General features: G+C 63.0%; 21 protein-coding genes. 11 read left to right on the plus strand and 10 right to left on the minus strand.

Going from position 1 to position 25,661, the window contains the following annotated elements:
* Positions 1-27: 27 nt before the first annotated feature.
* The 5 genes from KW568_RS01665 to KW568_RS01685 all read right to left on the minus strand — a co-directional run bounded on the left by KW568_RS01665 (position 28) and on the right by KW568_RS01685 (position 7,165).
* Complete coding sequence (locus KW568_RS01665; RefSeq protein ID WP_003255632.1) at positions 28-2,460, minus strand: TonB-dependent siderophore receptor; 2,433 nt, start codon at positions 2,458-2,460, stop codon at positions 28-30.
* Between the two features lie 385 nt (positions 2,461-2,845).
* Complete coding sequence (locus tag KW568_RS01670; protein WP_003255630.1) at positions 2,846-3,802, minus strand: FecR domain-containing protein; 957 nt, start codon at positions 3,800-3,802, stop codon at positions 2,846-2,848.
* Positions 3,799-4,317, minus strand: coding sequence for an RNA polymerase sigma factor (locus KW568_RS01675; protein WP_003255629.1), 519 nt, complete (start codon positions 4,315-4,317; stop codon positions 3,799-3,801). The genes KW568_RS01670 and KW568_RS01675 overlap by 4 nt, the downstream gene beginning before the upstream one ends.
* Positions 4,318-4,520: 203 nt before the next feature.
* Entirely contained in the window at positions 4,521-5,231 is a 711-nt protein-coding gene (locus KW568_RS01680; protein WP_004577114.1) for a PolC-type DNA polymerase III, read from the minus strand.
* Positions 5,228-7,165, minus strand: a complete 1,938-nt coding sequence (locus KW568_RS01685; RefSeq protein ID WP_004577115.1) for a putative nucleotidyltransferase substrate binding domain-containing protein — start codon at positions 7,163-7,165, stop codon at positions 5,228-5,230. Before KW568_RS01685 ends, KW568_RS01680 begins: the two co-directional genes overlap by 4 nt.
* A 116-nt stretch (positions 7,166-7,281) precedes the next feature.
* Between KW568_RS01685 and KW568_RS01690 the strand changes: the two genes are divergently transcribed.
* On the plus strand, positions 7,282-7,827 hold the full coding sequence (locus KW568_RS01690; protein WP_033726058.1) for a response regulator: 546 nt from the start codon (positions 7,282-7,284) through the stop codon (positions 7,825-7,827).
* 43 nt (positions 7,828-7,870) lie between these two features.
* On the opposite strand, the gene KW568_RS01695 is transcribed toward KW568_RS01690, so the two are convergent.
* The gene (locus KW568_RS01695) at positions 7,871-10,048 is read right to left on the minus strand and encodes a malate synthase G (RefSeq protein ID WP_003255621.1); all 2,178 of its coding nucleotides are present in this window, start codon (positions 10,046-10,048) and stop codon (positions 7,871-7,873) included.
* Between the two features lie 449 nt (positions 10,049-10,497).
* On the opposite strand from KW568_RS01695, the gene KW568_RS01700 reads away from it, so the two are divergent.
* The gene (locus KW568_RS01700) at positions 10,498-11,016 is read left to right on the plus strand and encodes a glycine cleavage system protein R (RefSeq protein WP_003255620.1); all 519 of its coding nucleotides are present in this window, start codon (positions 10,498-10,500) and stop codon (positions 11,014-11,016) included.
* A 266-nt stretch (positions 11,017-11,282) separates the two neighbouring features.
* On the opposite strand, the gene rarD is transcribed toward KW568_RS01700, so the two are convergent.
* From rarD to KW568_RS01720, 4 genes are all read right to left on the minus strand, one after another.
* The gene (gene rarD, locus KW568_RS01705; RefSeq protein ID WP_003255619.1) at positions 11,283-12,170 is read right to left on the minus strand and encodes an EamA family transporter RarD; all 888 of its coding nucleotides are present in this window, start codon (positions 12,168-12,170) and stop codon (positions 11,283-11,285) included.
* Positions 12,171-12,234: 64 nt separating this feature from the next.
* Positions 12,235-13,209 carry a serine/threonine protein kinase gene (locus tag KW568_RS01710; protein WP_004577117.1) on the minus strand — a complete coding sequence of 325 codons (975 nt, stop codon included), beginning with the start codon at positions 13,207-13,209 and terminating at the stop codon, positions 12,235-12,237.
* A gap of 101 nt (positions 13,210-13,310) precedes the next feature.
* Complete coding sequence (locus KW568_RS01715; protein ID WP_004577118.1) at positions 13,311-14,075, minus strand: TOBE domain-containing protein; 765 nt, start codon at positions 14,073-14,075, stop codon at positions 13,311-13,313.
* Positions 14,076-14,124: 49 nt separating this feature from the next.
* Positions 14,125-14,856 (minus strand): ComF family protein, encoded by a 732-nt coding sequence (locus tag KW568_RS01720; RefSeq protein ID WP_004577119.1) that lies wholly within the window; start codon positions 14,854-14,856, stop codon positions 14,125-14,127.
* A gap of 89 nt (positions 14,857-14,945) precedes the next feature.
* On the opposite strand from KW568_RS01720, the gene bioB reads away from it, so the two are divergent.
* The 9 genes from bioB to KW568_RS01765 all read left to right on the plus strand — a co-directional run bounded on the left by bioB (position 14,946) and on the right by KW568_RS01765 (position 25,641).
* Positions 14,946-16,004 carry a biotin synthase BioB gene (gene bioB / locus KW568_RS01725; protein ID WP_003255611.1) on the plus strand — a complete coding sequence of 353 codons (1,059 nt, stop codon included), beginning with the start codon at positions 14,946-14,948 and terminating at the stop codon, positions 16,002-16,004.
* 1 nt (position 16,005) lies between these two features.
* Positions 16,006-17,178, plus strand: a complete 1,173-nt coding sequence (gene bioF / locus KW568_RS01730) for an 8-amino-7-oxononanoate synthase (protein WP_004577120.1) — start codon at positions 16,006-16,008, stop codon at positions 17,176-17,178.
* Entirely contained in the window at positions 17,171-17,902 is a 732-nt protein-coding gene (locus KW568_RS01735; protein WP_004577121.1) for an alpha/beta fold hydrolase, read from the plus strand. The genes bioF and KW568_RS01735 overlap by 8 nt, the downstream gene beginning before the upstream one ends.
* Positions 17,895-18,713, plus strand: a complete 819-nt coding sequence (bioC, locus tag KW568_RS01740; protein WP_004577122.1) for a malonyl-ACP O-methyltransferase BioC — start codon at positions 17,895-17,897, stop codon at positions 18,711-18,713. The genes KW568_RS01735 and bioC overlap by 8 nt, the downstream gene beginning before the upstream one ends.
* Positions 18,714-18,723: 10 nt before the next feature.
* Positions 18,724-19,404 (plus strand): dethiobiotin synthase, encoded by a 681-nt coding sequence (gene bioD / locus KW568_RS01745; RefSeq protein WP_003255605.1) that lies wholly within the window; start codon positions 18,724-18,726, stop codon positions 19,402-19,404.
* Between the two features lie 212 nt (positions 19,405-19,616).
* On the plus strand, positions 19,617-19,913 hold the full coding sequence (locus KW568_RS01750; RefSeq protein WP_003255603.1) for a hypothetical protein: 297 nt from the start codon (positions 19,617-19,619) through the stop codon (positions 19,911-19,913).
* Positions 19,914-20,201: 288 nt separating this feature from the next.
* Complete coding sequence (locus tag KW568_RS01755) at positions 20,202-22,007, plus strand: phenylacyl-CoA dehydrogenase (protein ID WP_004577123.1); 1,806 nt, start codon at positions 20,202-20,204, stop codon at positions 22,005-22,007.
* Positions 22,008-22,454: 447 nt separating this feature from the next.
* Positions 22,455-23,738 carry a diguanylate cyclase gene (locus tag KW568_RS01760; RefSeq protein ID WP_003255601.1) on the plus strand — a complete coding sequence of 428 codons (1,284 nt, stop codon included), beginning with the start codon at positions 22,455-22,457 and terminating at the stop codon, positions 23,736-23,738.
* 124 nt (positions 23,739-23,862) lie between these two features.
* A complete protein-coding gene (locus KW568_RS01765) occupies positions 23,863-25,641 on the plus strand; it encodes an acyl-CoA dehydrogenase C-terminal domain-containing protein (protein WP_003255600.1) in 1,779 nt (592 codons plus the stop codon).
* The last annotated feature ends 20 nt before the right edge of the window (positions 25,642-25,661 follow it).

Consider the following 25,661-nt stretch of genomic DNA (forward strand, 5'->3'; position numbering starts at 1 on the left):
CGGGGCCGCAAGGCGGCCCCAGCTCACTCAGAACTTGTAAGTGGCGCTGGCGACAACGCTGCGCTCATCGCCGTAGTAGCAGTAGTACGCGTCACAAGTAGAGAGGTAGTCCTTGTTCAGCAGGTTGGTGGCGGTGACCGCGACCGACGCGCCCTTCAGGCTGCCGTTCAGGCGACCCAGGTCGTAATGCACCGACCCGTCGAAGACGGTGTAGGCCTTGGCCTTGCCCAGGTAGGTATTGCCTTGGTCGCCGTAGGTATTACCGGTATAACGCGCGCCCAGGCCGATGCCGAAGCCGTCGAGCACGCCCGAGTGCCAGGTATAGTCGCCCCAGATGGACGCTTGCTGGTTAGGCATCAGTTGCAGGCGGTTACCTTTGAAATCGCCATCCTGCACCTCGGACTTGGCCAGGGTGTAGGCGGCAATCACTTTCAGGTTGTCGGTCACATCGGAAACCGCTTCCAGCTCAAGGCCGCGGACTTTCACTTCACCGGTCTGGCTGGTGATGGTCACACCACCGACCGTGTTGGTGACCGAGACGTTTTTCTGAGTCAGGTCGTACACGGCTGCCGACAACAGGGTGTTGGACCCCGGCGGCTGATACTTCACGCCCAGCTCCCACTGTTTGCCTTCGGTGGGCTTGAACGAGTCCGAGGCCGACACACTGGCATTGCTGGACGGCTGGAACGACTCGGCATAGGACAGGTACGGCACGAAGCCCGAGTCGAACACGTAGCTGATGGCTGCGTTGCCGCTGAACTTCTTGTCCCGCTGGGTATTGGTGGCATCGCCCTGGTTGAAGAACTTGGTGCCGGTGTGCACCCAGTCTTCACGACCGCCCAAGGTCAGGCGCCAGTTACCAAGCGCCATCTGGTCCTGCACATACAGGCCGGTCTGACGGGTTTTCTGGTTGTAGTCGTAAAACGCGGTCGAGCGATCCGGGCGAGTGATCGGCAGCCCGTAGACCGGGTTGTTGACGTTGCTGTCCGGCACGGTGAAGTCGAAGATCGACAGGTAGTTGGTGTTGATGCGCTGGTGGTCCAGGCCGATCAACAGCGTGTGGTTGATGTCCCCGGTAGCGAAGTCCGCCTGGAAGTTGTTGTCCACCGCGAACTGGCTGATGTCTTCATCGGTGTTGGTGGACATGCGGCTGACAGTGCCATCGTCTTTGACCGGGCCGCCGGGCTCGTAGTAACTGCCAGGGGTGATGGTCTGGAACGACAGGTCTGACTTGGTGTAGCGCAGGTTCTGGCGGAACTGCCAGACGTCGTTGATGCGGTGTTCGAAGGCGTAACCCAGCGCGTAGTAAGTACGGTCGTAGAACTCGTAATCCGGGTCACCCAGGTTCTTGTGGTGCGAGATCTTGCCGAACGGCATGTCGATCTTGGTGCCCTGGATGGGCCGGAATTGGCTGGTGGCACCGGTATCGTCACGGGTGAACTGGGTCAGGAAGGTCAGCGTCGTGTCTTCGTCAATGTTCCAGGTCAGGCTTGGGGCAATGTTGTAGCGCTTGTTGTCGATGTGGTCGATCTGGGTGCCACTGTCACGGATAACGCCACTGACGCCATAGAGAAAGCGACCTTCATCGTCGATCTTGCCGGTGCTGGCGAAGTTGATCTGGCGATGGTTGTCGCTGCCGTATTGAAGCTCGATTTCGTGAGCGCTTTCCGCTTGCGGACGGCGGCTGACCATGTCCAGCAGGCCGCCAGGTGGGGTCTGGCCGTAGATCGAAGAGGCCGGGCCGCGCAGCAGGGCGAGGCGGTCGAGGTTCCAGGTTTCGGCTTTCGGGTTGGCATACACGCCGCGTGGCAGCGGTAGCCCATCTAGAAATTGTGTTGGCTCGAAGCCGCGCACGCGCATCCAGTCATACCGCGTATCGCTGCCGAAGCTGGCAGAGACGATGCCTGGCATGTAGCGCACTGCATCATCCAGGCTGTGTACACCGCGGTCTTTCATTTGCTCGCGGGTGGCGACAGAGATGGAGCGGGGGACTTCCACAAGTGCCGTGTCAGTCTTGGTGCCAGCAGCGGTGCGCTTGGCCACGTAGCCTTCAACCGGGCCCCAGGCGCTTTCGCTGGCGCTGGTGGCATTCACGGTGGTTTCCGGCAAGGCCAGTGTGCCATCCGGCACGGCCACCAGGCTGTAGCTGCCCGCACTGCTCTGCTGCAACTGCAGGCCGGTACCGCTCAGGGCGGCTTGCAGGGCGCCCAGGCCGTCGTATTGGCCGCTTACCGGGGCCGAGGTGCGTCCGCTGACCAGTGCCGGGTCGATGGCCAAGGCAATGCCGGCCTGGCTGGCGATCTGGTTGAGGGTGGTGGCCAGTGGCGCGCTGGGCAGGTTGTAGGCGCGCGACATGGATTGCTCGGCGGCGAACAAGGCAGGGCTGGTCAGCGGGGCAGCCAGGCCGATGGCCAGGGCCATCAGGCTGGGGCGCAGAATATGATCAACGGCACGGGACATGCGGCGGTTCCTCGACGGGTAAGTGCTTGCTGCTTCCTTGCCGAGCGAGATCTGAAAAGTGACAGGGTGAATCTGAAAAATATTGAGAATTATTTAAAAGGGGGTTTGCCAGCACCGGCCTCTTCGCGGGTGAACCCGCTCCTACGACGACCGTGATGTGTGTCCACCACCGTGGTAGGAGCGGGTTTACCCGCGAATACGGTGGTGGCGGCAACAGTGAACGGCGGGTGGAAATTGGCCAGCAGGCCCGGCCTCTTCGCGGGTGAACCCGCTCCTACGCCGACCGTGATGTGTGCCCACCACCGTGGTAGGAGCGGGTTTACCCGCGAATACGGTGGTGGCGGCAACGGTGAGCGGCGGGTGGAATTTGGTCAGCAGGCCCGGCCTATTTGGAAGTGACGTTCACCCACCACTGCGTATGCCGCTCGATCTTCACCGGCAACGCCGGCACCAGCGAGGCCAGCGCCAGGTCGGTGTTGGTCAGCGGGAAGCTGCCGGTCACACGCAGGTCGGCGACCTTGGCATCCACCCCGAGGTAGCCGCTGCGGTACTGGCCCAGTGTGGCGAGCAGGTCGCCCAGGCGTACGTTGTCGACCACCAGCATGCCGCGGGTCCAGGCATCGGCACCGGCAGGCACCGTGCCAACCTCGCCGAGGCCGTTGGCGTTCATCAACACCTGCTGGCCTTCGCGCAGCACCTGTTCGTCGCCGCTGTTATGCGGCATGGCGGCGACCGAGGCTTGCAGCACTTCCAGGCGCGTACCGCCGGCTTCGCGGCGCACCAGGAAGCGTGTGCCCAGTGGCCGCAAACGACCGTCCTCAGTGCGTACCAGCAGCGGGCGCGAGTCCTGGTGGCCGGTTTCGACCGAGATTTCGCCTTGGTGCAGCACGATCACCCGTTGCGCGCCGGCGTAGTCGATGTCCACGGCGGTGTGGGTGTTCAGGCTCAGCAGTGTGCCGTCTTCCAGGCGCAAGGTACGCAACTCTCCCGTGGCGGTGCGCTGGTCAGCCAGCCAGTAGCTGGGTGCCAGCGACGGGGCGCCGCCCCATGCCAGCAGCGCGCCGAGCAGAAACGTGCCAGCCAGCCCGCCGCCAACCTTGCCAATGCGTCGCCGCAGGCTGGCGCGTGATTGCAGCAGCGCCTGGCGTGCCGGGCCAGCCGCCGCGCTAACGCGTTGGTCCATGGCGCCGAGCTGGCGCCAGGCACGTGCGTGCTCTTCGCTGGCGGCATGCCAGCGCATGAATTCATTGCGCTCATCAGGCGTGCTGCTGCTGTCGCCGAGGCTGAGTTTCCAGGCAATCGCGGCTTCCAGGACCCGGGACGAAACCGGGACGTTGCTCACGTCGGCTCCCCATACAGGGCTACATAGCACTGGCGCATCCCTTGGGCGATGTACTGGCGCACCCGCGACACCGAAACGCCAAGGCGCTCGGCAATCTCGGCATGGCCCATGCCGTCCAGGCGGCTGTGCAGAAACGCCGCGCGAGCCTTGCTCGACAGCTTGCCGAGCAGGCGGTCGATGGCTTTGAGGTCTTCAAGGATCAGGTGCTGCATTTCTGGCGAGGGCTGTTCGGCTTCAGGGATCAATGCCAGTTCGGCCAGGTAGGCTTGTTCCAGCGCGGTGCGACGGAAGTGGTCGAACATCAGCCCCTTGGCCACGGCGGCCAGAAACGCGCGGGGTTCGCGGGGTGTCTCCAGTTGCTCACGACCAAGCAGGCGCACGAAGGTGTCCTGGCTCAGGTCTTCGGCACGTTGGCGGCAGGCCATGCTGCGTTGCAGCCAGGCGAGCAGCCAGCCGCGGTGGTCGCGGTACAGCGCACCGACCAGATCGGCGTGTGGGCTTTGTGCAGAAGACAAGCAGCGTCCCCCCGGAACGAATGCATTAACTAACGATAATTATTCTCGATTGTTGCAGAGGGGAGGGGGTGGGTGCAATGGACGCTTATCGGATTGCCATCATGGGGCTTGGTTTGAGTTATGTGGCGCCGGTGGGATCGAGCTTGCTCGCGATGCGCCGCACGGGCGGCGCTCGATCTCACCGGCGCTGCAAATCCCACGCCCTACAAACCATGACTCTGCATCTTGCGCCGTCGCCACCCGCGCAACCGTTGCTCTAGCTGCAGCGGGCTGTCCAGCTGCTGGCGCCGGGCCTGGCTGAACAGGATCAGCGCAAGCTCTGCGGTCACCTGGGCATCGGCACTGGCATGATGGCGTTCTTCAACCTGCAAGCCAAACCGTGCCACCCAGTCATCCAGCCCGGCCTCGCGCAGTACCGTGTCTGGGTTGAGCATCGGTGCCAGTTCGGCAACGTCGAGGAACATTGACTGCAAGCGATGCCCAAGGGTCTCTTTCAGCGCACGGGCCAGCATGCGCTGATCGAATGACGCGTGAAACGCCAGCACCGGGCTGTTGCCAATGAAATCGAGTAGATCCAGCAAGGCCTCGGCCGGGTCGCAACCGGCAGCCAATGCGCTGGGGCCCAAGCCGTGGATCAGTACGCTGGCGTTGGTCTTCTGCAAAGGCCGGTGCAATGTGCGTTCGAACTGCTGGGCAAAGTCGATGGCACCGTCCTCGATGGCCACCGCCCCAATCGACAGTACCTGATCACGGTTGGGGTTGAGCCCGCTGGTTTCCAGGTCCAGCACCACCCAGCGCTGCTCACGCAGGGTACATACCCCCAGCGGCACGGGCTTGGGCAACCGGGCCAGGCGCTGGCGCTTGGCGTGGTCCAGCTCGGGCGCGCTGGGGCGCAGCCAGGCGAACAGGCTCACAACTGGTACCTCAAGGCCAGGCTGCTTTGCAGGCGCTGGGCCTGGCGCAGCGACTCGCGCAGGATGCGCCGGTCCAGGTGGTTGAGGCTGTCCGGGTCGACCCGGTTGGAGTAAGGCAGGTTGTCGCGTATCTGGCGCTGGTGCTGCTGCATGCGGGTTTGCTGGATGAAGTGGTAGGCCTCTTCATAGGCGGCGCCGTCCAACGGCTCGATCACGCCCTTGGCCACCAGTTGGCGTAGGCGCTCCAGGGTATTGCAGGCTGCTATGCCATTGGCCAGGGCCAGCAAACGGGCACCATCCACGAAGGGCGTCAGGCCCTGGACCTTGAGGTCGAGGGTCGCCGCCTTGTCGTTGCCCTGGCGTGTCAGCACGAACTCGCGCAACCGGCCCACCGGCGGGCGTTGGCGCAGGGCGTTGTCAGCCATCATGCGCTGGAAGATGCGGTTGTCGGCTACCTGTGCCAGCAGGCCTTGGCGCAGCTGCTCGCAGCCTTGCTCGTCGCCCCACACCACCCGCAGGTCGAAGTAGATGCTCGAGCCCAACAGGTTCTCCGGGCTGGCTTCGCGAACAAACCCGGCAAAGCGTCGCGCCCACTCGCTGCGCGACAGGCACAGTTCGGGGTTGCCGGCCATGACGTTACCCATGCACAGGGTGAAACCGCACTGGGCCAGGCATTGGTTGATGTATTGCGCCAGCGGCAGCAGGCGAGCGCGGATGGCGTCGGCCTCGGCGCTGTCGACTGCTTCGAAGAGGATGCCGTTGTCCTGGTCGGTGTGCAGGGTCTGCTCACGTCGCCCTTCGCTGCCAAAGCACAGCCAGCTGAACGGCACGCCCGGGTCGCCACGTTCGGCCAGGGCCAGTTCGATGACCCGGCACACGGTATGGTCGTTGAGCAAGGTAATGATCTGGGTGATCTGCGTCGACGATGCGCCATGGGCCAGCATGCGTTCTACAAGCTGGCTGATTTCGCCGCGCAGCGAAACCAGCGTATCCAGGCGTGGTGCATGGCGTATGGTGCGCGCCAGGTGAACCAGATCGACCCGTTGCAGGGAGAACAGGTCGCGCTCGGAAACCACGCCGCACAGGCGTCCGTTTTCCACCAGGCAGACATGGGCAATATGCCGCTCGGTCATGGCCATGGCGGCATCGAAGGCGCTGGCCTGGGGTGGGAGGTAGAACGGTTTGGCGGTCATGTGCCGGTCGATGGCGGCGCCCAGGTCGGCATCTACTGTCGCCACCACCTGGCGCAGGTCGCGCAAGGTGAAGATACCGATGGGGTAGCGCTGCGGGTCGACCACCACGATGCTGCCCACCTGTTGCTCGTGCATCAGCCGCACGGCTTCGCGCAGGGGCGTATGGGCGCTGCACACCACCGGGTGACGCATGGCCAGTTCACCCAGGGGGGTGTTCAGCGAGTATTGGGTGCCGAGGGTTTCCACCGCGCGCTGGCGTACTTGCTGATTGACCTGATCAAGCAGGCTGCTGACACCGCGCAGGGCAAAATCCCGAAACACTTCAGACATCGAGAACACGCGGATGAATGCGGCCTTGTTCAGTTGCAGGCAGAAGGTGTCTTCCCCGGCCAGGTGCTCGGTGCGGGTTGCCCGCTCACCCAGCAGGGCTGCCAGCGGGAAGCACTCCCCGCTGGTGATCTCGAACGTGGTTTCGACACCCGGCTTGGCCAGGTGCTGGCGCTCGCCAACCACGCGGCCCTGCTTGACGATGTAGAAGTGCTCGACCGGCCCGTCGGCAGGTTTGACGATGCTTTCACCGCAGGCGTAGAAGCGCAGCTGGCACTGCTCGACCAAGAAGGCCAGGTGGCTGTGCTCCATCTGATTGAACGGCGGAAAGCGCTGCAGGAACTGCAATGTGCCTTGGATGTTTTGCAGTACCGCTGTCTTGCCCGCCTGGCTGTAGGCGTCCTTTTTGCTCATGAAACTGACCGTATCGCTATGCCGAACTATATATATCTATATATAGGTACCGGCCATGTTGTTCTCTGCCTCCATGGTCGGCTTGCGGCGGGGTGGTGCCCATTGGACGTAAGTCTATGAGCGCCCTTGTCAAAGACCCGACGAAAGGCGAAACGGGTTACGCAAGTAATGCGGTCCTAATGCTGAAGCGGAATTATTTTGACGAGACAAGCATGCCCGAGCACACCGACATCCTGAGCGACGCCGAGCGCGAGGCCTTGGCCGTGATAAACCAAAGTGCGCCTGTGGCAGCCAGACCGTTGGTGCTGGTGGTGGATGACAACGCGGTTAACCGTGAGGCGCTGATCCTGTACCTGAAAAGCCGGGGCATTGATGCGGTGGGGGCGGATGGGGCCGAGGAAGCCAGGTTGTACCTGCACTACCAGAAGCGTATCGGGTTGATGATTACCGATTTGCGCATGCAGCCTGAAAGTGGACTGGACTTGATCAGGACAATTCGCGCGTCGGAGCGGGCGGCGTTGTCGATCATTGTGGTGTCGGGTGACACCGATGTGGAAGAGGCAGTGGATGTGATGCACCTGGGGGTGGTGGACTTCCTGCTCAAGCCGGTGGATTTGGGCAAGCTGTTGGAGCTGGTGAGGAAAGAACTGAAAATGGGTTGATGCGCCGAGGGGGCCGCAAAACGGCCCCTGGCGCAGATGTTACTTACAACCCGTTACGCGCCTTGAACTCGCGGCGACGGCGGTGCAGTACCGGTTCGGTATAACCGTTCGGTTGCTTGCCACCTTCCACCACCAGTTCCACAGCCGCCTGGAACGCCACGTTGTCGTCGAAGTTCGGCGCCATCGGGCGGTACAGGGCGTCGCCAGCGTTCTGCTGATCGACCACCACGGCCATGCGCTTGAGGCTTTCCAGCACCTGCTCCTGGCTGACCACGCCGTGGCGCAGCCAGTTGGCCAGCAGCTGGGCAGAGATGCGCAGGGTGGCACGGTCTTCCATCAGGCCGACGTTGTTGATGTCCGGCACCTTCGAGCAACCCACGCCCTGGTCGATCCAACGCACCACGTAGCCGAGAATGCCCTGGGCGTTGTTGTCCAGCTCGTTGCGGATCTCTTCGGCCGACCAGTTGGTGTCGGCAGCCAGCGGAATGGCCAGAATGTCGTCCACCGACGCCGGGGTACGTGAAGCCAGTTCACGCTGGCGCGCCTGTACGTCCACCTTGTGGTAGTGCAGGGCGTGCAGGGTGGCGGCAGTTGGCGACGGTACCCAAGCGGTGTTGGCACCGGCCAGCGGGTGGGCGATCTTCTGCTCGAGCATGGCGGCCATCAGGTCAGGCATGGCCCACATGCCTTTGCCAATCTGCGCACGGCCTTGCAGGCCGGTGGCCAGGCCAACGTCGACGTTGTTGTTTTCGTAGGCGCCGATCCACTTCTCGTTCTTCATGGCACCTTTGCGCACCACGGCGCCGGCTTCCATCGAGGTGTGGATTTCATCGCCAGTGCGGTCAAGGAAGCCGGTGTTGATGAACGCCACGCGCTCGGCGGCTGCCTTGATGCAGGATTTGAGGTTGACCGTGGTACGGCGTTCCTCGTCCATGATGCCGACCTTGACGGTGTTGCGCGGCATGCCCAGCAGGTCTTCGACCTGGCTGAAGATCTCGGCGGCGAAGGCCACTTCCTCAGGGCCGTGCATCTTCGGCTTGACGATGTACACGCTGCCGCTGCGGGTATTCTTGCGGCTGGTGTTGCCGTTGAGGTTGTGCAGGGCGATCAGGTTGGTGAACAGCCCGTCCTGGATACCTTCGGGGATTTCGTTGCCTTGGGCATCGAGGATCGCCGGGTTGGTCATCAGGTGGCCAACGTTGCGCACGAACAGCAACGAACGACCGTGCAGGGTCACGCTGCCGCCGTTGGGCGCCGCGTACTCGCGGTCCGGGTTCATGGTGCGGGTGAAGGTTTTGCCACCCTTGCTCACGCTTTCGGCCAGGTCGCCTTTCATCAAGCCCAGCCAGTTGCGGTAGACGATGACTTTGTCGTCAGCGTCTACGGCTGCAACCGAGTCTTCGCAGTCCATGATGGTGGTCAGTGCCGACTCCATCAGGATGTCTTTGACGCCAGCGGCGTCGGTGCTGCCGACGGGGGTGCTGGCATCGACCTGGATTTCGAAGTGCAGGCCGTTGTGCTTGAGCAACACGGCAGTCGGCGCGGCGGCGTCGCCGTGGAAGCCGATCAGTTGCGCATCGTCGCGCAGGCCGCTGTTGCTGCCGCCTTTCAAGGCAACAACCAGCTTGCCGCCTTCGATGCGGTAGCCCGTGGAGTCAACGTGCGAGCCGGCGGCCAGTGGCGCGGCTTCGTCGAGGAAGGCGCGGGCGAATGCGATGACCTTGTCGCCGCGTACCTTGTTGTAACCCTGGCCTTTTTCGGCGCCGCCTTCATCGCTGATGGCGTCGGTGCCGTAAAGGGCGTCGTACAGCGAACCCCAGCGGGCGTTGGCGGCGTTCAGGGCGAAGCGGGCGTTCATCACCGGAACGACCAGTTGTGGGCCGGCCATGTGGGCGATTTCTTCGTCCACGTTCTGGGTGGTGGCCTGGAAATCGTCGGCTTGTGGCAGCAGGTAGCCGATTTCCTGGAGGAATGCTTTGTAGGCTGCGGCGTCGTGGGCCTGGCCTTTGCGTGCCTGGTGCCAGGCGTCGATCTTGGCTTGCAGCTCGTCGCGCTTGGCGAGCAGGGCTTTGTTCTTTGGAGCGAGGTCATTGATGATCTTCTCTGCACCCGCCCAGAACTGCTCGGCGACGATGCCGGTCCCGGGGATGGCTTCGTTGTTCACGAAGTCGTACAGGACCTTGGCGACCTGAAGGCCACCGACTTGAACGTATCCAGTCATTGCTTGCCTCACTCTGCTCAGCTATTTCGCTCTTCTGTATTAAGCCTGTAGCGCTTCTCTAAACACGGCACCAGTGCATGCTCCCGGTTTTGCTCGGGGGCGGCTGGGTGCGGCCTGCCAGACAGGCTGGCGGGCAGTGTGCGTATTTTCACAGGCGCCTTGGCAGACATCCAAACGACGTTTTGTAGTCCGCGCCACGGGATACTACATGAAGCAGTAGGCGGGGCAAAATCAGACTAAAAGCGCCGTTATGCGACCCGTTGGTCGCGTATGGTCACGCTGGGAGAGGGTATGTTCGCAAAAAACAGGTGGATTGTTCCAGATAAATCTTGAAACAGTACACGATTGGCTGTGCAGATTGCCCTGCGGCAGGTTGCCGCGCCTTGCCTATACTGACTCGATCCCCCGATTTTCTGCCGCCCGGCGCGGTCCGACACGAGGAAGGGCTTGTGGATCATCTTGTACTGACTGTAATTGCCCCTGACAAGGCCGGCCAGGTCGAACGTATTGCCCAGTGCATCGCCGACCACAGTGGTAACTGGCTGGAAAGCCGCATGTCGCGTATGGCCGGGCAGTTTGCTGGCATTCTGCGGGTGGCGGTGCCGGCAGAGAATTACGCCGAGCTTGTGGCCTCGCTGCAGGGGCTGGCCAGGTATGACATTCGCGTGCTGATTGCCGAGAGCGGGATCGAGCCGTCGTGCACCTGGAAGCCAATTGCCATGGAGCTGGTGGGTAACGACCGGCCGGGGATCGTGCGGGACATTACCCGCTTGCTGGCCGAGTTGCAGGTAAACGTCGAGCGGTTTTCCACAGACGTGCAGCCGGCGCCGATGAGCAGTGAGCCGTTGTTCCACGCCGACGCATTGCTGGCGTTGCCGTTGACCTTGCCGCTGGAAGAACTGCAGCAGCGGCTGGAGAGCCTGGCGGATGACTTGATGGTGGAGTTGAAGCTGCGGGCAGAGGATTGATCAGCGATTGCCGGGGCCGCTTTGCGGCCCTATCGCGACACAAGGCCATCTGCGGTTATCCCGATATCACGGGGAAGGCCCTGTGGATAACCTGGGGGTGTACCTCTCCAGCCCAGGTATCACGTGCCTTGTACTGTTTTGCTCAAAAAATGCTCAATTATCAGCAGCTTGTGCACAAAGCGCGGGGACGAGGGTGTGGATAACCTATGGAGATGTCTCTGCAGGCCAGGCGCTACATGGCCTGCAGAGTTTTGATCGTTTTCTGATCAGCTACGTTTGCGCAAGTTCAGCCATGCATCGACGCTGTAAATCGCCAAACCTGCCCAGATGAACATGAAGGCCGCCAGGGTGCTCGACGACAAATGCTCATCGAACAGCACTACAGCCTGCAACAGCACCAAGGTCGGTGCCAGGTACTGCAGGAAGCCCAGCGTGGTGTACGGCAGGTGCCGTGCGGCGGCGTTGAAGCATACCAGCGGCACCAGCGTCACCGGCCCGGCCGCCATCAGCCACAGCGCCTCGCTGCTGGTATAGAACGCGCCCTGGGCACTCATCGCGGCCGGGTGCAGCAGCAGCCAGCCAAGGGCCAGCGGCACCAGCATCCAGGTTTCCACCACCAGGCCGGGCAGTGCCGCCACCGGCGCCTGCTTACGGATCAGCCCATAGAAGCCGAAGCTCAACGCCAGCACCAGTGACACCCACGGCAGGCTGCCCACTTGCCACACCTGCTGCGCCACACCCACGGCAGCCATGCCCACCGCCAGCCATTGCAGGCGGCGCAGGCGCTCGCCAAGAATCAGCATGCCCAGCAGTACGTTGATCAGCGGGTTGATGTAATAGCCCAGGCTGGCCTCGAGCATACGGCCGTTGTTCACCGACCACACGTAGGTCAGCCAGTTACCGGCGATCAGTGCCCCGCTCAGTGCCAGGATGCCCAGCCGGCGCGGGTTGTTGCGCAGTTCCCGCCACCAGCCGGGGTGTTTCCACACCAGTAGCAGCAGCGAGCCGAACAGTGCTGACCAGAGCACCCGGTGGACAATGATTTCCACCGCCGGGACGCTCTGGATTGCCTTGAAGTAGAGGGGGAAAAGGCCCCAGATGATGTAGGCGCTCAAGCCCAGTATGTATCCGCGACGCGGGTTTGCGGCGTGCATGCAGAATCCTTGCTTAGGTTGCTAAATAAAGCGACGCCTATTGTAGACAGAGGCGGGCGTGCTTCTAGAACAATTTCAGCGGAGCTTCATCCAGCGCAGCCATCTGTTCGCGCAAGGCGAGAATCTGGTCGCCCCAGTAGCGTGGCTGGCCAAACCAAGGGAAGCTGGGCGGGAACGCGGGGTCGTCCCAGCGCCTTGCCAGCCAGGCGCTATAGTGCAGTTGCCGCAGGGCGCGCAGGGGCTCGATCAGGGCCAGTTCGCGCGGGTCGAAGTCGTGGAACTCGTTGTAGCCGTCGATCAGCTCGGCCAGTTGCCCCAGGCGCTCCTCGCGGTTGCCGGCCAGCATCATCCACAGGTCTTGCACCGCTGGGCCCATGCGGCAATCGTCGAGGTCGACCACGTGGTACACCTCGTCACGGTGCATCAGGTTGCCGGGGTGCAGGTCGCCGTGCAGGCGAATGAGCTGGTGTGGTGTGCGAGCGTAGATGTCCTCCACCCGCTTGAGCAGATCGCGGGCCACGGACTCGAACGCCGGCAGCAGTTCACGCGGGACAAAATTACCCTCCAGCAAGGTGTTCAGCGAGGCGTGGCCAAAGTTGTCCACAGCCAGTGCCTCGCGGTGCTTGAACGGTTTGCTGGCGCCCACGGCATGCAGGCGGCCAAGTAACTGGCCCAGGCGATACAACTGGTCGAGGTTGCCAGGCTCGGGGGCGTGGCCGCCGCGACGGGGGAACAGCGTGAAGCGGAAGCCCTTGTGTTCGAACAAGGTGCGGTCATCGTGCTGCAGGGGCGCAACCACCGGGACTTCACAGTCGGCGAGTTCGGCCGTGAAGGCGTGTTCTTCGAGGATGGCTGCATCGCTCCAGCGGCCTGGGCGGTAGAACTTGGCAATCAGCGGCTGCGCGTCTTCGATGCCCACCTGGTACACGCGGTTCTCGTAGCTGTTCAGCGCCAGCACCCGCGCATCGCTGAGAAAGCCCAGGCTTTCCACTGCGTCCAGGACCAGGTCGGGGGTGAGGGTGTCGAAGGGGTGGGACATGGTGGCTCCGGAGGGTAAGCGGCGTGGGGCCATGGTAGCGCGTTATGCCTGTGCCGGCTTCTTCACAGGCAGGCCCACAATCTGCTCACCGGGTGGCCAGGCTATGCCGGTATCCCGATCAGCACATAGGACGGATGGAACTGCACCCGTACCGAACTGCCGGCCGCCACCTGCAGCCCAGCCAACCACTGCGCCTCTGCAATGGCACACAACGTCTGACCATTACCCAGCGCCAGCCTGACCTCGCTGGGGCCGTCCTCCTCGGCCAGCACTTCCTCCACCGTTGCGCTCAAACAGTTGCTGCCTCCCTCGGCTTCTTCCTCTTGCGCCAGCAACCGCACCCACCCGGCCTTTAGCAGCGCCACCACCATCGTTCCCAGGGTCAGCTCCAGGCGCGCAGTGCTGTCGTGGGTGATCAGCGCATCGATCTCCAGCCCGCCGCTCAATGCCAGGCTGACGCGGTCATACCGGCCTTCACGGCGCAGGCCGCTGACCTGGCCCTGCAACTGGTTGCGCGCACTGGTGCGCAGCATCAGGCGCCCGAGCAGGTCGAGGTCGCTGGATTCTTCGGCGGCTTCAAGGATTTGTGCCTGCAGGGCCTGCAGCCTTTGGTACAGGCGCAACACCCGCTCGCCTTCCGGCGACAAGTGCGCACCGCCACCGCCGCGGCCACCGGTGCTGCGCTTGACCAAGGGCTGGCTGGCCAGGTTGTTGAGCTCGTCGATGGCATCCCAGGCCGCCTTGTAGCTGATACCTGCGGCCTTGGCGGCGCGGGTGATTGAGCCTTGTTCGGCAATGTGCTGCAGCAGCGCGATGCGCTGTGGGCGGCGGGCGATGTGCTGGGTGAGAACGGGGGGTAGGGACATGGGTATTCCGTATACAAGGGTGCTTTACAAAGGGGCAGGTCGCGCCTGGTCATACATACCCCGGTTTGGGCGTACGTGCCAGGCAATACACATCCACCCGCCGCGCACCTGCCTTGCGCAGTGCCTGGGCGATAGCCTGCGCAGTGGCACCGGTGGTCAACACATCATCGACGATGGCGACATGCTTGCCTTCCAGTTTGCCCATGACCGCGAACGCCTGGCGCAAATTGCGCTGCCGTGCCTTGGCGCCCAGATGTTGCTGTGCCGGTGTCTCGCGTGTGCGGACCAGCAAACGCTCGTTGCAGGTTACCCCGACGTGCGACGACAACCACCGCCCAAGCATCCCCGCCTGATTGAACCCCCGCTCGCGTAGTCGACGCCTGGCCAAAGGCACAGGCAACAGCAGGTCAGGGCGAGGCAACCCTTCGGCATAGCGATACAGCAGCCCCTGCCCCAGCAGCTCAGCCATCAGGCGCCCCAAAGGCCATTGGCGATTGTGCTTGAAACGGCTGATCAACGTGTCCACCGGAAAACCGAAATGCCACAGGGCAATGACCTGATCGAAGGCCGGCAAGCATCGGCTACACGGGGCGCAGGTCAAGCCGGCCATGGGCAAGGGCAGGGCGCAATGCCGGCACTGATCACCCAGCCAGGGCAGCGCCTGTTCGCAGGTGACGCACAACGGGTAAGGCTGCTCGGCAGGCTCATCGCATAACAAGCACTTCTGATTAATAAGTGAGCACTTGTAAACCAGTCGCTTCCAGTACAGTTGACAGTTCATAGGCCTTCCATGACTATGCGAGCTATCCGTGATGCGCTGGCGGGCTTTCCTGTCCCGGCGCCAGCTACAGCCTAAACAAGGAAACGCCGATGAGCGCCAGCACAACTGCAACAACACGTCACGATTGGGCCCTGGCCGAGGTCAAGGCGCTGTTCCAGCAACCGTTCAATGATTTGCTGTTCCAGGCGCAGACCGTGCACCGCGCGCATTTCGACCCCAACCGCGTGCAGGTTTCGACCTTGCTGTCGATCAAGACCGGCGCCTGCCCGGAAGATTGCAAATATTGTCCGCAGTCCGGCCACTACAACACCGGGCTGGAGAAACAGAAGCTGATGGAAGTGCAGAAGGTGCTGGAAGAAGCTGCCCGCGCCAAAGCCATCGGTTCTACCCGTTTCTGCATGGGGGCGGCGTGGAAGCACCCGTCGGCCAAAGACATGCCCTACGTGCTGGAGATGGTCAAAGGCGTCAAGGCCATGGGCCTGGAAACCTGCATGACCCTCGGCAAACTCGATCAGGAGCAAACCAAGGCCCTGGCCCACGCGGGTCTGGACTACTACAACCACAACCTCGACACCTCACCGGAGTTCTACGGCAGCATCATCACCACACGTACCTACAGCGAGCGCCTGCAGACCCTGGCCTACGTGCGCGATGCCGGGATGAAAATCTGCTCTGGTGGCATTCTGGGCATGGGTGAATCGCTGGATGACCGCGCCGGCCTGCTGATCCAGCTGGCCAACCTGCCGGAACACCCGGAGTCGGTGCCGATCAACATGCTGGTCAAGGTGGCCGGCACGCCGCTGGCTGAGGAAGAGGACGTCGACCCGTTCGACTTTATCCGTATGCTGGCCGTGGCCCGTATCCTCATGCCCAAGTCTCACGTGCGCCTGTCCGCCGGCCGCGAGCAGATGAACGAGCAGATGCAGGCCCTGGCCTTCATGGCGGGCGCCAACTCGATCTTCTACGGCGAAAAGCTGCTGACCACTGCCAACCCCCAGGCCGACAAGGACATGCAGCTGTTCGCACGCCTGGGCATCAAGCCCGAAGCGCGTGAAGAGCACGCCGACGAAGTGCACCAGGCAGCCATCGAGCAAGCGCTGGTCGAGCAGCGCAGCAGCGAGATGTTCTACGACGCCGCGACAGCCTGATATGGCTTTCGACCTGGCAGCGCGCCTGGCCGAACGGCGCGCCGCAGACCTGTATCGGCAGCGGCCATTGCTGGAAAGCCCGCAAGGGCCGGAAGTCGTGGTCGACGGCCAGCGGTTGCTGGCCTTCTGCAGCAATGACTACCTGGGCCTGGCCAACCACCCCGAGGTGATCGCCGCCTGGCAGGCCGGCGCCGAGCGCTGGGGTGTGGGGGGTGGTGCCTCGCACCTGGTGGTTGGCCACAGCACTCCGCACCATCAGGTTGAAGAGGCACTGGCTGAACTTACCGGCCGCCCGCGCGCACTGTTGTTCTCCACCGGTTATATGGCCAATCTGGGCGCCATCACCGCGCTGGTGGGGCAGGGCGACACGGTACTGCAAGACCGCCTCAACCATGCCTCGCTGCTGGATGGCGGGCTGCTCAGTGGTGCCCGCTTCAACCGCTACCTGCATAACGACCCGGCCAGCCTGGCCAGCCGCCTGGACAAGGCAGTCGGCAATACCCTGGTGGTGACCGATGGCGTGTTCAGCATGGACGGTGACCTGGCCGATCTGCCGGCGCTGGCTGATGTCGCCCGTGCCCGCGGAGCCTGGCTGATGGTTGACGATGCCCATGGCCTGGGTACCTTGGGCGCACAGGGCGGCGGCATCGTCGAGCACTTTGGCCTGGGCGTGGATGACGTACCGGTGCTGATCGGCACGCTGGGCAAGGCTTGCGGCACTGCGGGCGCCTTTGTTGCTGGCAGCGAAGCGCTGATCGAGGCGCTGGTACAGTTCGCCCGCCCCTATATCTACACCACCAGCCAGCCACCGGCGCTGGCCTGCGCCACACTCAAGAGCCTGGAGCTGCTGCGCCGCGAAACCTGGCGTCGTGAGCACCTGGCAGCCTTGATTCGCCAGTTCCGAGAAGGCGCGCAGCAGCTGGGGCTGCAGTTGATGGACAGCCCGACGCCGATCCAGCCCATCGTGATCGGTGACAGTGCGCAGGCGTTGCGCCTGTCACGCCTGCTGCGTGAGCGTGGCTTGCTGGTGACGGCCATCCGCCCACCCACCGTGCCGGCTGGCAGCGCACGCCTGCGGGTAACCCTGAGCGCCGCACACAGCGAGGCGCAGGTGCAGCTATTGTTGAATGCATTGGCCGAGTGTTATCCACAGTTGGAGAACGCCGATGCGTAATCGACTTGTTCTATTGCCCGGCTGGGGCTTGGGAACTGCTGCACTGGAGCCGCTGGCCGCTAGCCTGCGTGCTCAGGACGCCCGCCTGCAGGTAGAGCTGATGCCCCTGCCAGAACTGGCCCACAGCGATGTGCAGGCCTGGATCGACCATCTGGACCGCAAGCTGCCCAACAATGTCTGGCTGGGTGGCTGGTCACTGGGTGGCATGTTGGCCAGCGCGCTGGCGCACAAGCGTGGCGACCACTGCTGCGGACTGCTGACCTTGGCCAGCAACCCCAGCTTCCTGGCCCGGCCAGATTGGCCCCATGGCATGGCCGAAGACACCTTCGGCACCTTCCTCGACGGCTGCCGCAACCATACCCAGGTCACCCTCAAGCGCTTCCGTACCTTGTGCAGCGACGGCGCCTTGCAGCCGCGCACCTTGTTGCGTCAGCTGGGTGTCGGCGTGCCGGATACCGACCCGTTGTACCTGGCCACTGGCCTTGAAGTGCTGGCCAAGCTGGACACCCGTGAAGCCTTGCAGGCCTATGGTGGCCCGCAACTGCACCTGTTCGCCGGCAGCGATGCGCTAGTGCCGGCAGAGGCGGCAAAGGCGTTGAGCGAGCTGTTGCCCGATGTAGAAGTGGGCCTGGTCGAAGACAGTTCCCACGCGTTCCTGCTGGAGTATCCGCAGGAGCTGGCGGCGGGCATCAAGAGTTTTCTGCATGAGAGTGGCGATGACTGACCTTTCCCGTCCGACCCTGCCCGGCGTATTGCCCGACAAGCGCCAGGTGGCGGCCTCGTTCTCCCGCGCCGCGGCCAGTTACGACAGCGTGGCGGCCCTTCAGCGCGCTGTAGGCCTGAGCCTGCTGGAGCTGTTGCCGGCAGGCCTGCAGCCGTCACACTGGCTGGACCTGGGCAGTGGCACCGGCCATTTCAGCCGCATGCTGGCCGAGCGTTTCGTCCAGGCCAGCGGCGTGGCGGTGGATATTGCCGAAGGCATGTTGCTTCATGCCCGTCATGTAAAGGGTGGGGCGCAGTATCACGTGGTTGGCGACGCCGAGCGTCTGCCGCTGCGCGATGGCAGCGTCGACCTGGTGTTTTCCAGCCTGGCGGTGCAGTGGTGCGATCAGTTCACCAGTGTGCTGGACGAGGCGCAGCGGGTGCTGCGCCCAGGCGGTGTACTGGCCTTCAGCAGCCTGTGCGTGGGCACCCTCGACGAACTGCGCGCCAGCTGGCAGGCGGTGGATGGCCTGGTGCATGTAAACCGCTTCCGCCGTTTCGAAGACTATCAGCGCCTGTGCGCAGCCAGCGGTTTTGAGCAGCTTGAGCTGGAGCGGTGCCCGCATGTGCTGCACTACCCGGATGTGCGCAGCCTGACCCACGAACTGAAGGCGTTGGGGGCGCACAATCTGAACCCTGGGCGACCTTCCGGCCTCACCGGCCGGGCGCGAATGCAGGGCCTGTTGCAGGCCTATGAGGCATTTCGCCAGCCTGCGGGGCTGCCAGCCACCTATCAAGTGGTCTATGGTGTGTTGCGCAAGCCACAGGCGTAAGGGGAGCACGATGAGCCAGGCCTTTTTCATTGCGGGTACCGATACCGATGTCGGCAAGACCACCATCGCTGCCGGCCTGCTGCATGCGGCGCGTTTGCAGGGCATGAGCACACTGGGTGCCAAGCCGGTTGCTTCGGGCTGCACCATGACGCCGAAAGGTTTGCGCAATAGCGATGCCCTGGCGCTGATCGACGAAAGCACGGTCAAGCTGCCCTATGAGCAGGTCAATCCGTTTGCCTTCGAGCCTGCTATTGCCCCGCATGTGGCGGCGCGCGAGGCAGGGGTGACGCTGGCTGTGCCAGAACTGCTCGCGGCGATGCGCAATGTGCTGCAACAAAATGCCGACTTCACCCTGATAGAGGGGGCCGGTGGCTGGCGCGTACCGCTGTCGGGCCTGGAGAACCTGTCCGACCTTGCCGTTGCCCTGCGGTTGCCGGTGATTCTGGTGGTAGGTGTGCGGTTGGGTTGCATCAGCCATGCCTTGCTCAGCGCCGAAGCGATCGAGCGTGATGGGCTGCAGTTGGCGGGTTGGGTGGCAAACATCATCGAGCCGCGCACCTCACGGCTGGAAGAGAACCTGGCCAGCCTTGCAGAGCGCTTGCCGGCGCCTTGCCTGGGGCGGGTGCCCAAGCTCAAGCAGGCCAGTGCCGACATGGTGGCTGAGCATCTGCAGTTGGATCTGCTGGATTAGTGTGATGCAGGCCCGGCCTCTTCGCGGGTAAACCCGCTCCTACGAGGGGGCGCATACCGTTGTGGGCGCGGGTTTACCCGCGAGGCGGCCAGTGCAGGAATACCCAAGGCCTATCAACTGGCATTGAGCCATTAGGGATTTAAACGGGCCTTTTCGCCCCTAGCCTGTTTTAATTGGGGCTGTTCGTCATCCAGCGTCAATGGAGTCCTGACATGGAAATCACCGGTAGCTCCGCCTACTACGCGGGCCTGAGCGCAATCCAGACCGGCCAGAACCGCGTCGATCAGGCCGCCAGCCAGATCGCCAACACCACTGCCGAACGTACCGCCACTAGCCAGTCCAGCGATTTTCAGGCCGAACGCCTGCGCGCGGTCGACCGCAGCCAGCAGATGGACCTGGCCACCAGTGTCGTGCAACAGGCGGTGGGCAAGACCGAAGTCGAGCTTGGCGCGAAGGTCGCCAAGGCATCCGACGAAATGCTTGGCCGGATCATCGACACCTACGCCTGAACACTTGCGTCATCCCCTATTTCAGCGCCTGCCCTTGTAGGAGCGGGCTTGCCCGCGAATGCGTCCGATCAGACAACAATTTTGTCTGGTCGGGCCTCTTCGCGGGCAAGCCCGCTCCTACAAGGGTTTGTGCCATGGCATGACTGATTTGCCATTTTTCGTGGCGTAAATGGCACCATAGTCCATCCTTGACAGAAAGCTGAGCTAAACGTAAGTTTCAAACAACTGTTTGATCGGCTTCCGCCAAGCGCGGGTCACCCCACAGAACTCACCTAGAGGTTCATCGCAATGCCTGACTACAAAGCCCCCTTGCGTGATATCCGCTTCGTTCGCGACGAGCTGCTTGGCTATGAGGCGCACTATCAGAGCCTGCCGGGCTGCCAGGACGCCACGCCCGACATGGTCGACGCGATCCTTGAAGAAGGCGCGAAGTTCTGTGAGCAGGTGTTGTCGCCGTTGAACCGTGTGGGTGACCAGGAAGGCTGCACCTGGAGCGAATCGGGGGTGAAAACCCCAACCGGCTTCAAGGAAGCCTACCAGCAGTTCGTCGAAGGCGGCTGGCCGAGCCTGGCACATGACGTCGAGCATGGCGGCCAAGGCCTGCCAGAGTCGCTGGGCCTGGCCCTGAGCGAAATGGTCGGTGGCTCGAACTGGTCGTGGGGTATGTACCCAGGCCTGTCGCATGGCGCGATGAACACTATTTCTGCGCATGGCACTGCCGAGCAGCAGCACACCTACCTGACCAAGCTGGTGTCCGGCGAGTGGACCGGCACCATGTGCCTGACCGAACCGCACTGCGGCACCGACCTGGGCATGCTGCGCACCAAGGCCGAGCCACAGGCCGACGGCAGCTACAAAGTGTCGGGCACCAAGATCTTCATTTCGGCCGGTGAGCACGACATGGCCGACAACATTGTCCATATCGTCCTGGCCCGCCTGCCGGACGCACCGGCCGGCACCAAGGGTATTTCACTGTTCATCGTGCCGAAGTTCCTGCCCAACGCCGATGGCGGTGTGGGCGAGCGCAACGGCGTGAGCTGCGGCTCGATCGAACACAAGATGGGCATCCACGGTAACGCCACCTGCGTCATGAACTTCGATGCGGCCACCGGCTACCTGATCGGCCCAGCCAACAAAGGCCTGAACTGCATGTTCACCTTCATGAACACTGCTCGCCTGGGTACCGCGCTGCAAGGCCTGGCCCACGCCGAGGTGGCGTTCCAGGGTGGCCTGAAGTACGCCCGTGAGCGCCTGCAGATGCGTTCCCTGACCGGCCCGAAAGCACCGGACAAGGCCGCTGACCCGATCATCGTCCACCCGGACGTACGGCGCATGCTGCTGACCATGAAGGCCTTCGCCGAAGGCAATCGCGCGATGGTGTACTTCACTGCCAAGCAGGTGGACATCGTCAAGTACAGCCAGGACGAAGAAGAGCGCAAGAAGGCTGACGCCCTGCTGGCGTTCCTGACCCCGATCGCCAAGGCTTTCATGACCGAAGTCGGTTTCGAAGCCGCCAACCACGGCGTACAGATCTACGGTGGCCATGGCTTCATCGCCGAATGGGGCATGGAGCAGAACGTGCGCGACAGCCGTATCTCCATGCTGTACGAAGGCACTACCGGTATTCAGGCCCTCGACCTGCTCGGTCGCAAAGTGCTGATGACTCAGGGCGAAGCACTGAAGGGCTTCACCAAGATCGTGCACAAGTTCTGCCAGGCGCAGGAAGGTAACGAAGCGGTCAAGGAGTTCGTCGAACCGCTGGCGGCCATCAACAAGGAGTGGGGCGAGCTGACCATGAAAGTGGGCATGGCTGCCATGAAGGACCGTGAAGAAGTGGGTGCGGCTTCGGTCGATTACCTGATGTACTCCGGCTATGCCTGCCTGGCTTACTTCTGGGCCGACATCGCCCGCCTGGCCGCCGAGAAACTGGCAGCCGGTACCAGCGAGGAGGCGTTCTACACCGCCAAGCTGCAGACTGCCCGCTTCTACTTCCAGCGCATCCTGCCACGTACCCGTACCCATGTGGCGACCATGCTGTCGGGCGCCAACAACCTGATGGCGATGGACGAAGAGCACTTCGGCCTGTCGTACTGATACTGGCGCTGTAGCCAAAACCCGCCTGCCCTGACCGGCAGGCGGGTTTTTTTGTCTTCAGGTTCAGCGTGGTCCCTCGTAGGAGCGGGTTTACCCGCGAAGAGGCCGGGCCTGCTGGCCAATCTCCATCAGCCGTTCACCGTTGCCGGCGCTACCGTATTCGCGGGTAAACCCGCTCCTACCACGGTGGAGGACACACATCAGGGGTTGGACACAGGCCGTCGTGTAGGAGCGGGTTCACCCGCGAAAGGGCCGGCCCTGCTGGCCAATCTCGATCAGCCGTTCACCGTTGCCGGCGCTACCGTATTCGCGGGTAAACCCGCTCCTACAAGGCTCGCGTGGCGGCCGGAAGTTCGGTCATCCAACCGCAAATTCAACTGTTCCAGTGCACTGCCGATGAAGTGAGGGCACAATGCCATTATTGATCTGCCGGGTTGGAGATTACCCTTGTTTCGTTTTAACGCTGTTCGCGCAAGCCACTTCCTGCCGTCGCTGTTCTTGTTGCTGGCAGGGCTCGCCGCAGCCTATGTGAGAGACCTCAGCGTCTTTTTCACATCGCTGTTCAATGTCCTGCCTACCTTGGTTCTACTGCTGGGCGGCGCCTACTGCGCGGTTTACCGCCGCCAGCGTGAGCTGTTCCTGATGCTGACGGTGTACATCGCCTACTTCCTGCTCGATACCCAGACCGACTTCTACCGTGACCATGGCCGCGTGCGTGAGGACGCCGCGGTGATCTTCCACCTGGTCTGCCTGTTGCTGCCGGCGCTGTTCGGGCTGTACGGCGCCTGGCAGGAGCGCACGCACCTGCTGCAGGACCTGGTCGCCCGCGGTGCCGTACTGTTTGCCGTGGGCAGTGTGGCGGTGGCCCTCCAGCAAAGCTACCCCGAGGCGTTGCTGACCTGGTTGGCGGAGATCCGCTGGCCGGCTTTGCATGGCCACTGGATGAGCCTGATCCAGATGGTCTACCCACTGTTCCTGGGTGTGTTCATTCTGCTGGTGGTGCAGTACCTGCGTGCACCCCGGCCGCTGCACGCTGCGCAGTTGATCGGCCTGCTGGGCATTTTCTGGATGCTGCCGCAAACCTTCATCCTGCCGTTTACCTTGAACATCATGTGCAGCCAGGTAATGTTGATGATCGCCGCAGCCGTGGCGCACGAGGCTTATCAGATGGCCTTCCGTGACGAGCTGACTGGCCTGCCGGGGCGTCGTGCGCTGAACGAGCGCATGCAGCGCCTGGGGCGTAACTATGTGATCGCCATGACCGATGTCGACCACTTCAAGAAATTCAACGACACCCACGGCCACGATGTCGGTGACCAGGTGCTGCGGTTGGTCGCCAGCCGCTTGTCCAAGGTCACCGGCGGTGGCCGCGCCTACCGTTATGGCGGGGAGGAGTTCGCCCTGGTGTTCGCCGGCAAGACTGCCGCGGAATGCGTGCCGCATGTGGAAGCCGTGCGTGAAGTGATCGCCAATTACGTGATGCACCTGCGCGATCAGCACAACCGCCCGCAGGACGATACCGCCGGGCGCCAGCGCCGGGCGGGCAGCGCCGGCGGCACGGTCTCGGTCACCATCAGTATCGGCGTGGCCGAGCGCCAGGCCGATCATCGAAACCCCGAGGCGGTGCTGAAATCCGCCGACCAGGCGCTTTACAGTGCCAAAGGCGCGGGGCGAAATTGTGTCATGGTGCATGGGCGACAATCACAGCGTGGGGCAGTGCGCACGGCGTGACCAGGCGAGACTATACAGTCGATTGATGACCCTATGTCTCGCAAAAGTTGTTCGGTTACACTGCCAGTAACCCCAGTGTCGCGGTTCCCCGAGACCGCCCCGACCCGACTAGCGAGAGGTTGTCATGGCTGACTATAAAGCGCCCCTGCGCGACATGCGCTTCGTACTGAATGAAGTCTTCAACGTGGCCGAGCAGTGGACGCAGTTGCCCGGGCTGGCCGAGGTTGTCGATGCCGACACGGCCATGGCCGTGCTGGAAGAAGCCGGCAAGGTCACCGCCAAGACCATTGCGCCGCTCAGCCGCGCCGCCGACGAAGAGGGCTGCCACTGGGACAACGGCGCGGTGCGGACCCCGGCCGGTTTCATTGAAGCCTACAACACCTACGCCGAAGGCGGCTGGGTGGGCGTGGGCGGCGACCCGCTGTTCGGCGGTATGGGCATGCCCAAGGCCATCTCGGCCCAGGTCGAGGAAATGGTCAACGCGTCCAGCCTGGCTTTCGGCCTGTACCCGATGCTGACGGCCGGCGCCTGTCTGTCGATCAACGCCCACGCCAGCGAGGCCTTGAAGGAAAAATACCTTCCGAACATGTATGCCGGCGTTTGGGCCGGCTCCATGTGCCTGACCGAGCCGCATGCCGGTACTGACCTGGGCATCATCCGCACCAAGGCCGAGCCCCAGGCGGATGGCAGCTACAAGGTCAGCGGTACCAAGATTTTCATCACGGGTGGCGAACACGACCTGACCGAGAACATCATCCATCTGGTGCTGGCCAAGTTGCCGGATGCACCGGCGGGGCCGAAAGGTATTTCGCTGTTCCTGGTGCCGAAATTCCTGGTCAATGAAGACGGTAGCCTCGGCGCGCGGAACCCGGCCACTTGCGGCTCGATCGAGCACAAAATGGGCATCCAGGCCTCGGCTACCTGTGTGATGAACTTCGACGAAGCTGTCGGCTACATCGTCGGTGAGCCGAACAAAGGCCTGGCGGCCATGTTCACCATGATGAATTACGAGCGCCTGGGCGTTGGCATTCAAGGCCTGGCGTCGGCCGAGCGCTCCTACCAGAACGCCGTGGAGTACGCCCGCGATCGCCTGCAAAGCCGTGCCCCGGCCGGCCCACAAGCCAAGGACAAGGCTGCCGACCCGATCATCGTCCACCCGGACGTGCGTCGCATGCTGTTGACCATGAAGGCGCTGATCGAAGGTGGCCGCGCATTCTCCACTTATGTGGCCATGCAGCTGGACAGTGCCAAGTACAGCGAAGACGCCAGCGTGCGCAAACGCAGCGAAGAGCTGGTGGCACTGCTGACGCCGGTGGCGAAGGCCTTCCTCACCGACCTGGGCCTGGAGTGCGCAGTGCACGGCCAGCAGGTATTTGGCGGGCATGGTTACATTCGTGAGTGGGGGCAGGAGCAGTTGGTGCGCGACGTGCGCATTACCCAGATCTACGAAGGTACCAATGGCATCCAGGCCCTCGACCTGATGGGGCGTAAAGTGGTGGCCAGCGGCGGGGCATACTACAAGCTGTTCTCTGACGAGATTCGTCAGTTCATTACCGGTGCAGGCAGCGAACTGGACGAATTCGCCAAGCCACTGGGCGCTTCGCTCGATCAGCTCGACGGGTTGACCGAGTGGGTACTGCAGCAGGCCAAGGGCAACCCGAATGAAATTGGCGCGGCTTCGGTCGAGTACCTGCATGCCTTTGGCTATGTTGCCTATGGCTACATGTGGGCACTGATGGCGCGGGCGGCACAGGCGGGCGAGGGGGATGCGCCGTTCTATTCGGGCAAGCTGGGTACGGCGCGGTTCTACTTCGCGCGGTTGCTGCCACGGGTGGATTCGCTGGTGGCTTCGGTGAAGGCGGGAAGTGAGTCGCTGTACCTGCTGGATGCCGAGCAGTTCTGATCGATTTCTGGGGCTGCTGT

The sequence above is a fragment of the Pseudomonas sp. HD6515 genome (genome assembly GCF_024971855.1).
In the GTDB taxonomy this organism is placed as follows: Bacteria; Pseudomonadota; Gammaproteobacteria; order Pseudomonadales; family Pseudomonadaceae; genus Aquipseudomonas; species Aquipseudomonas alloputida.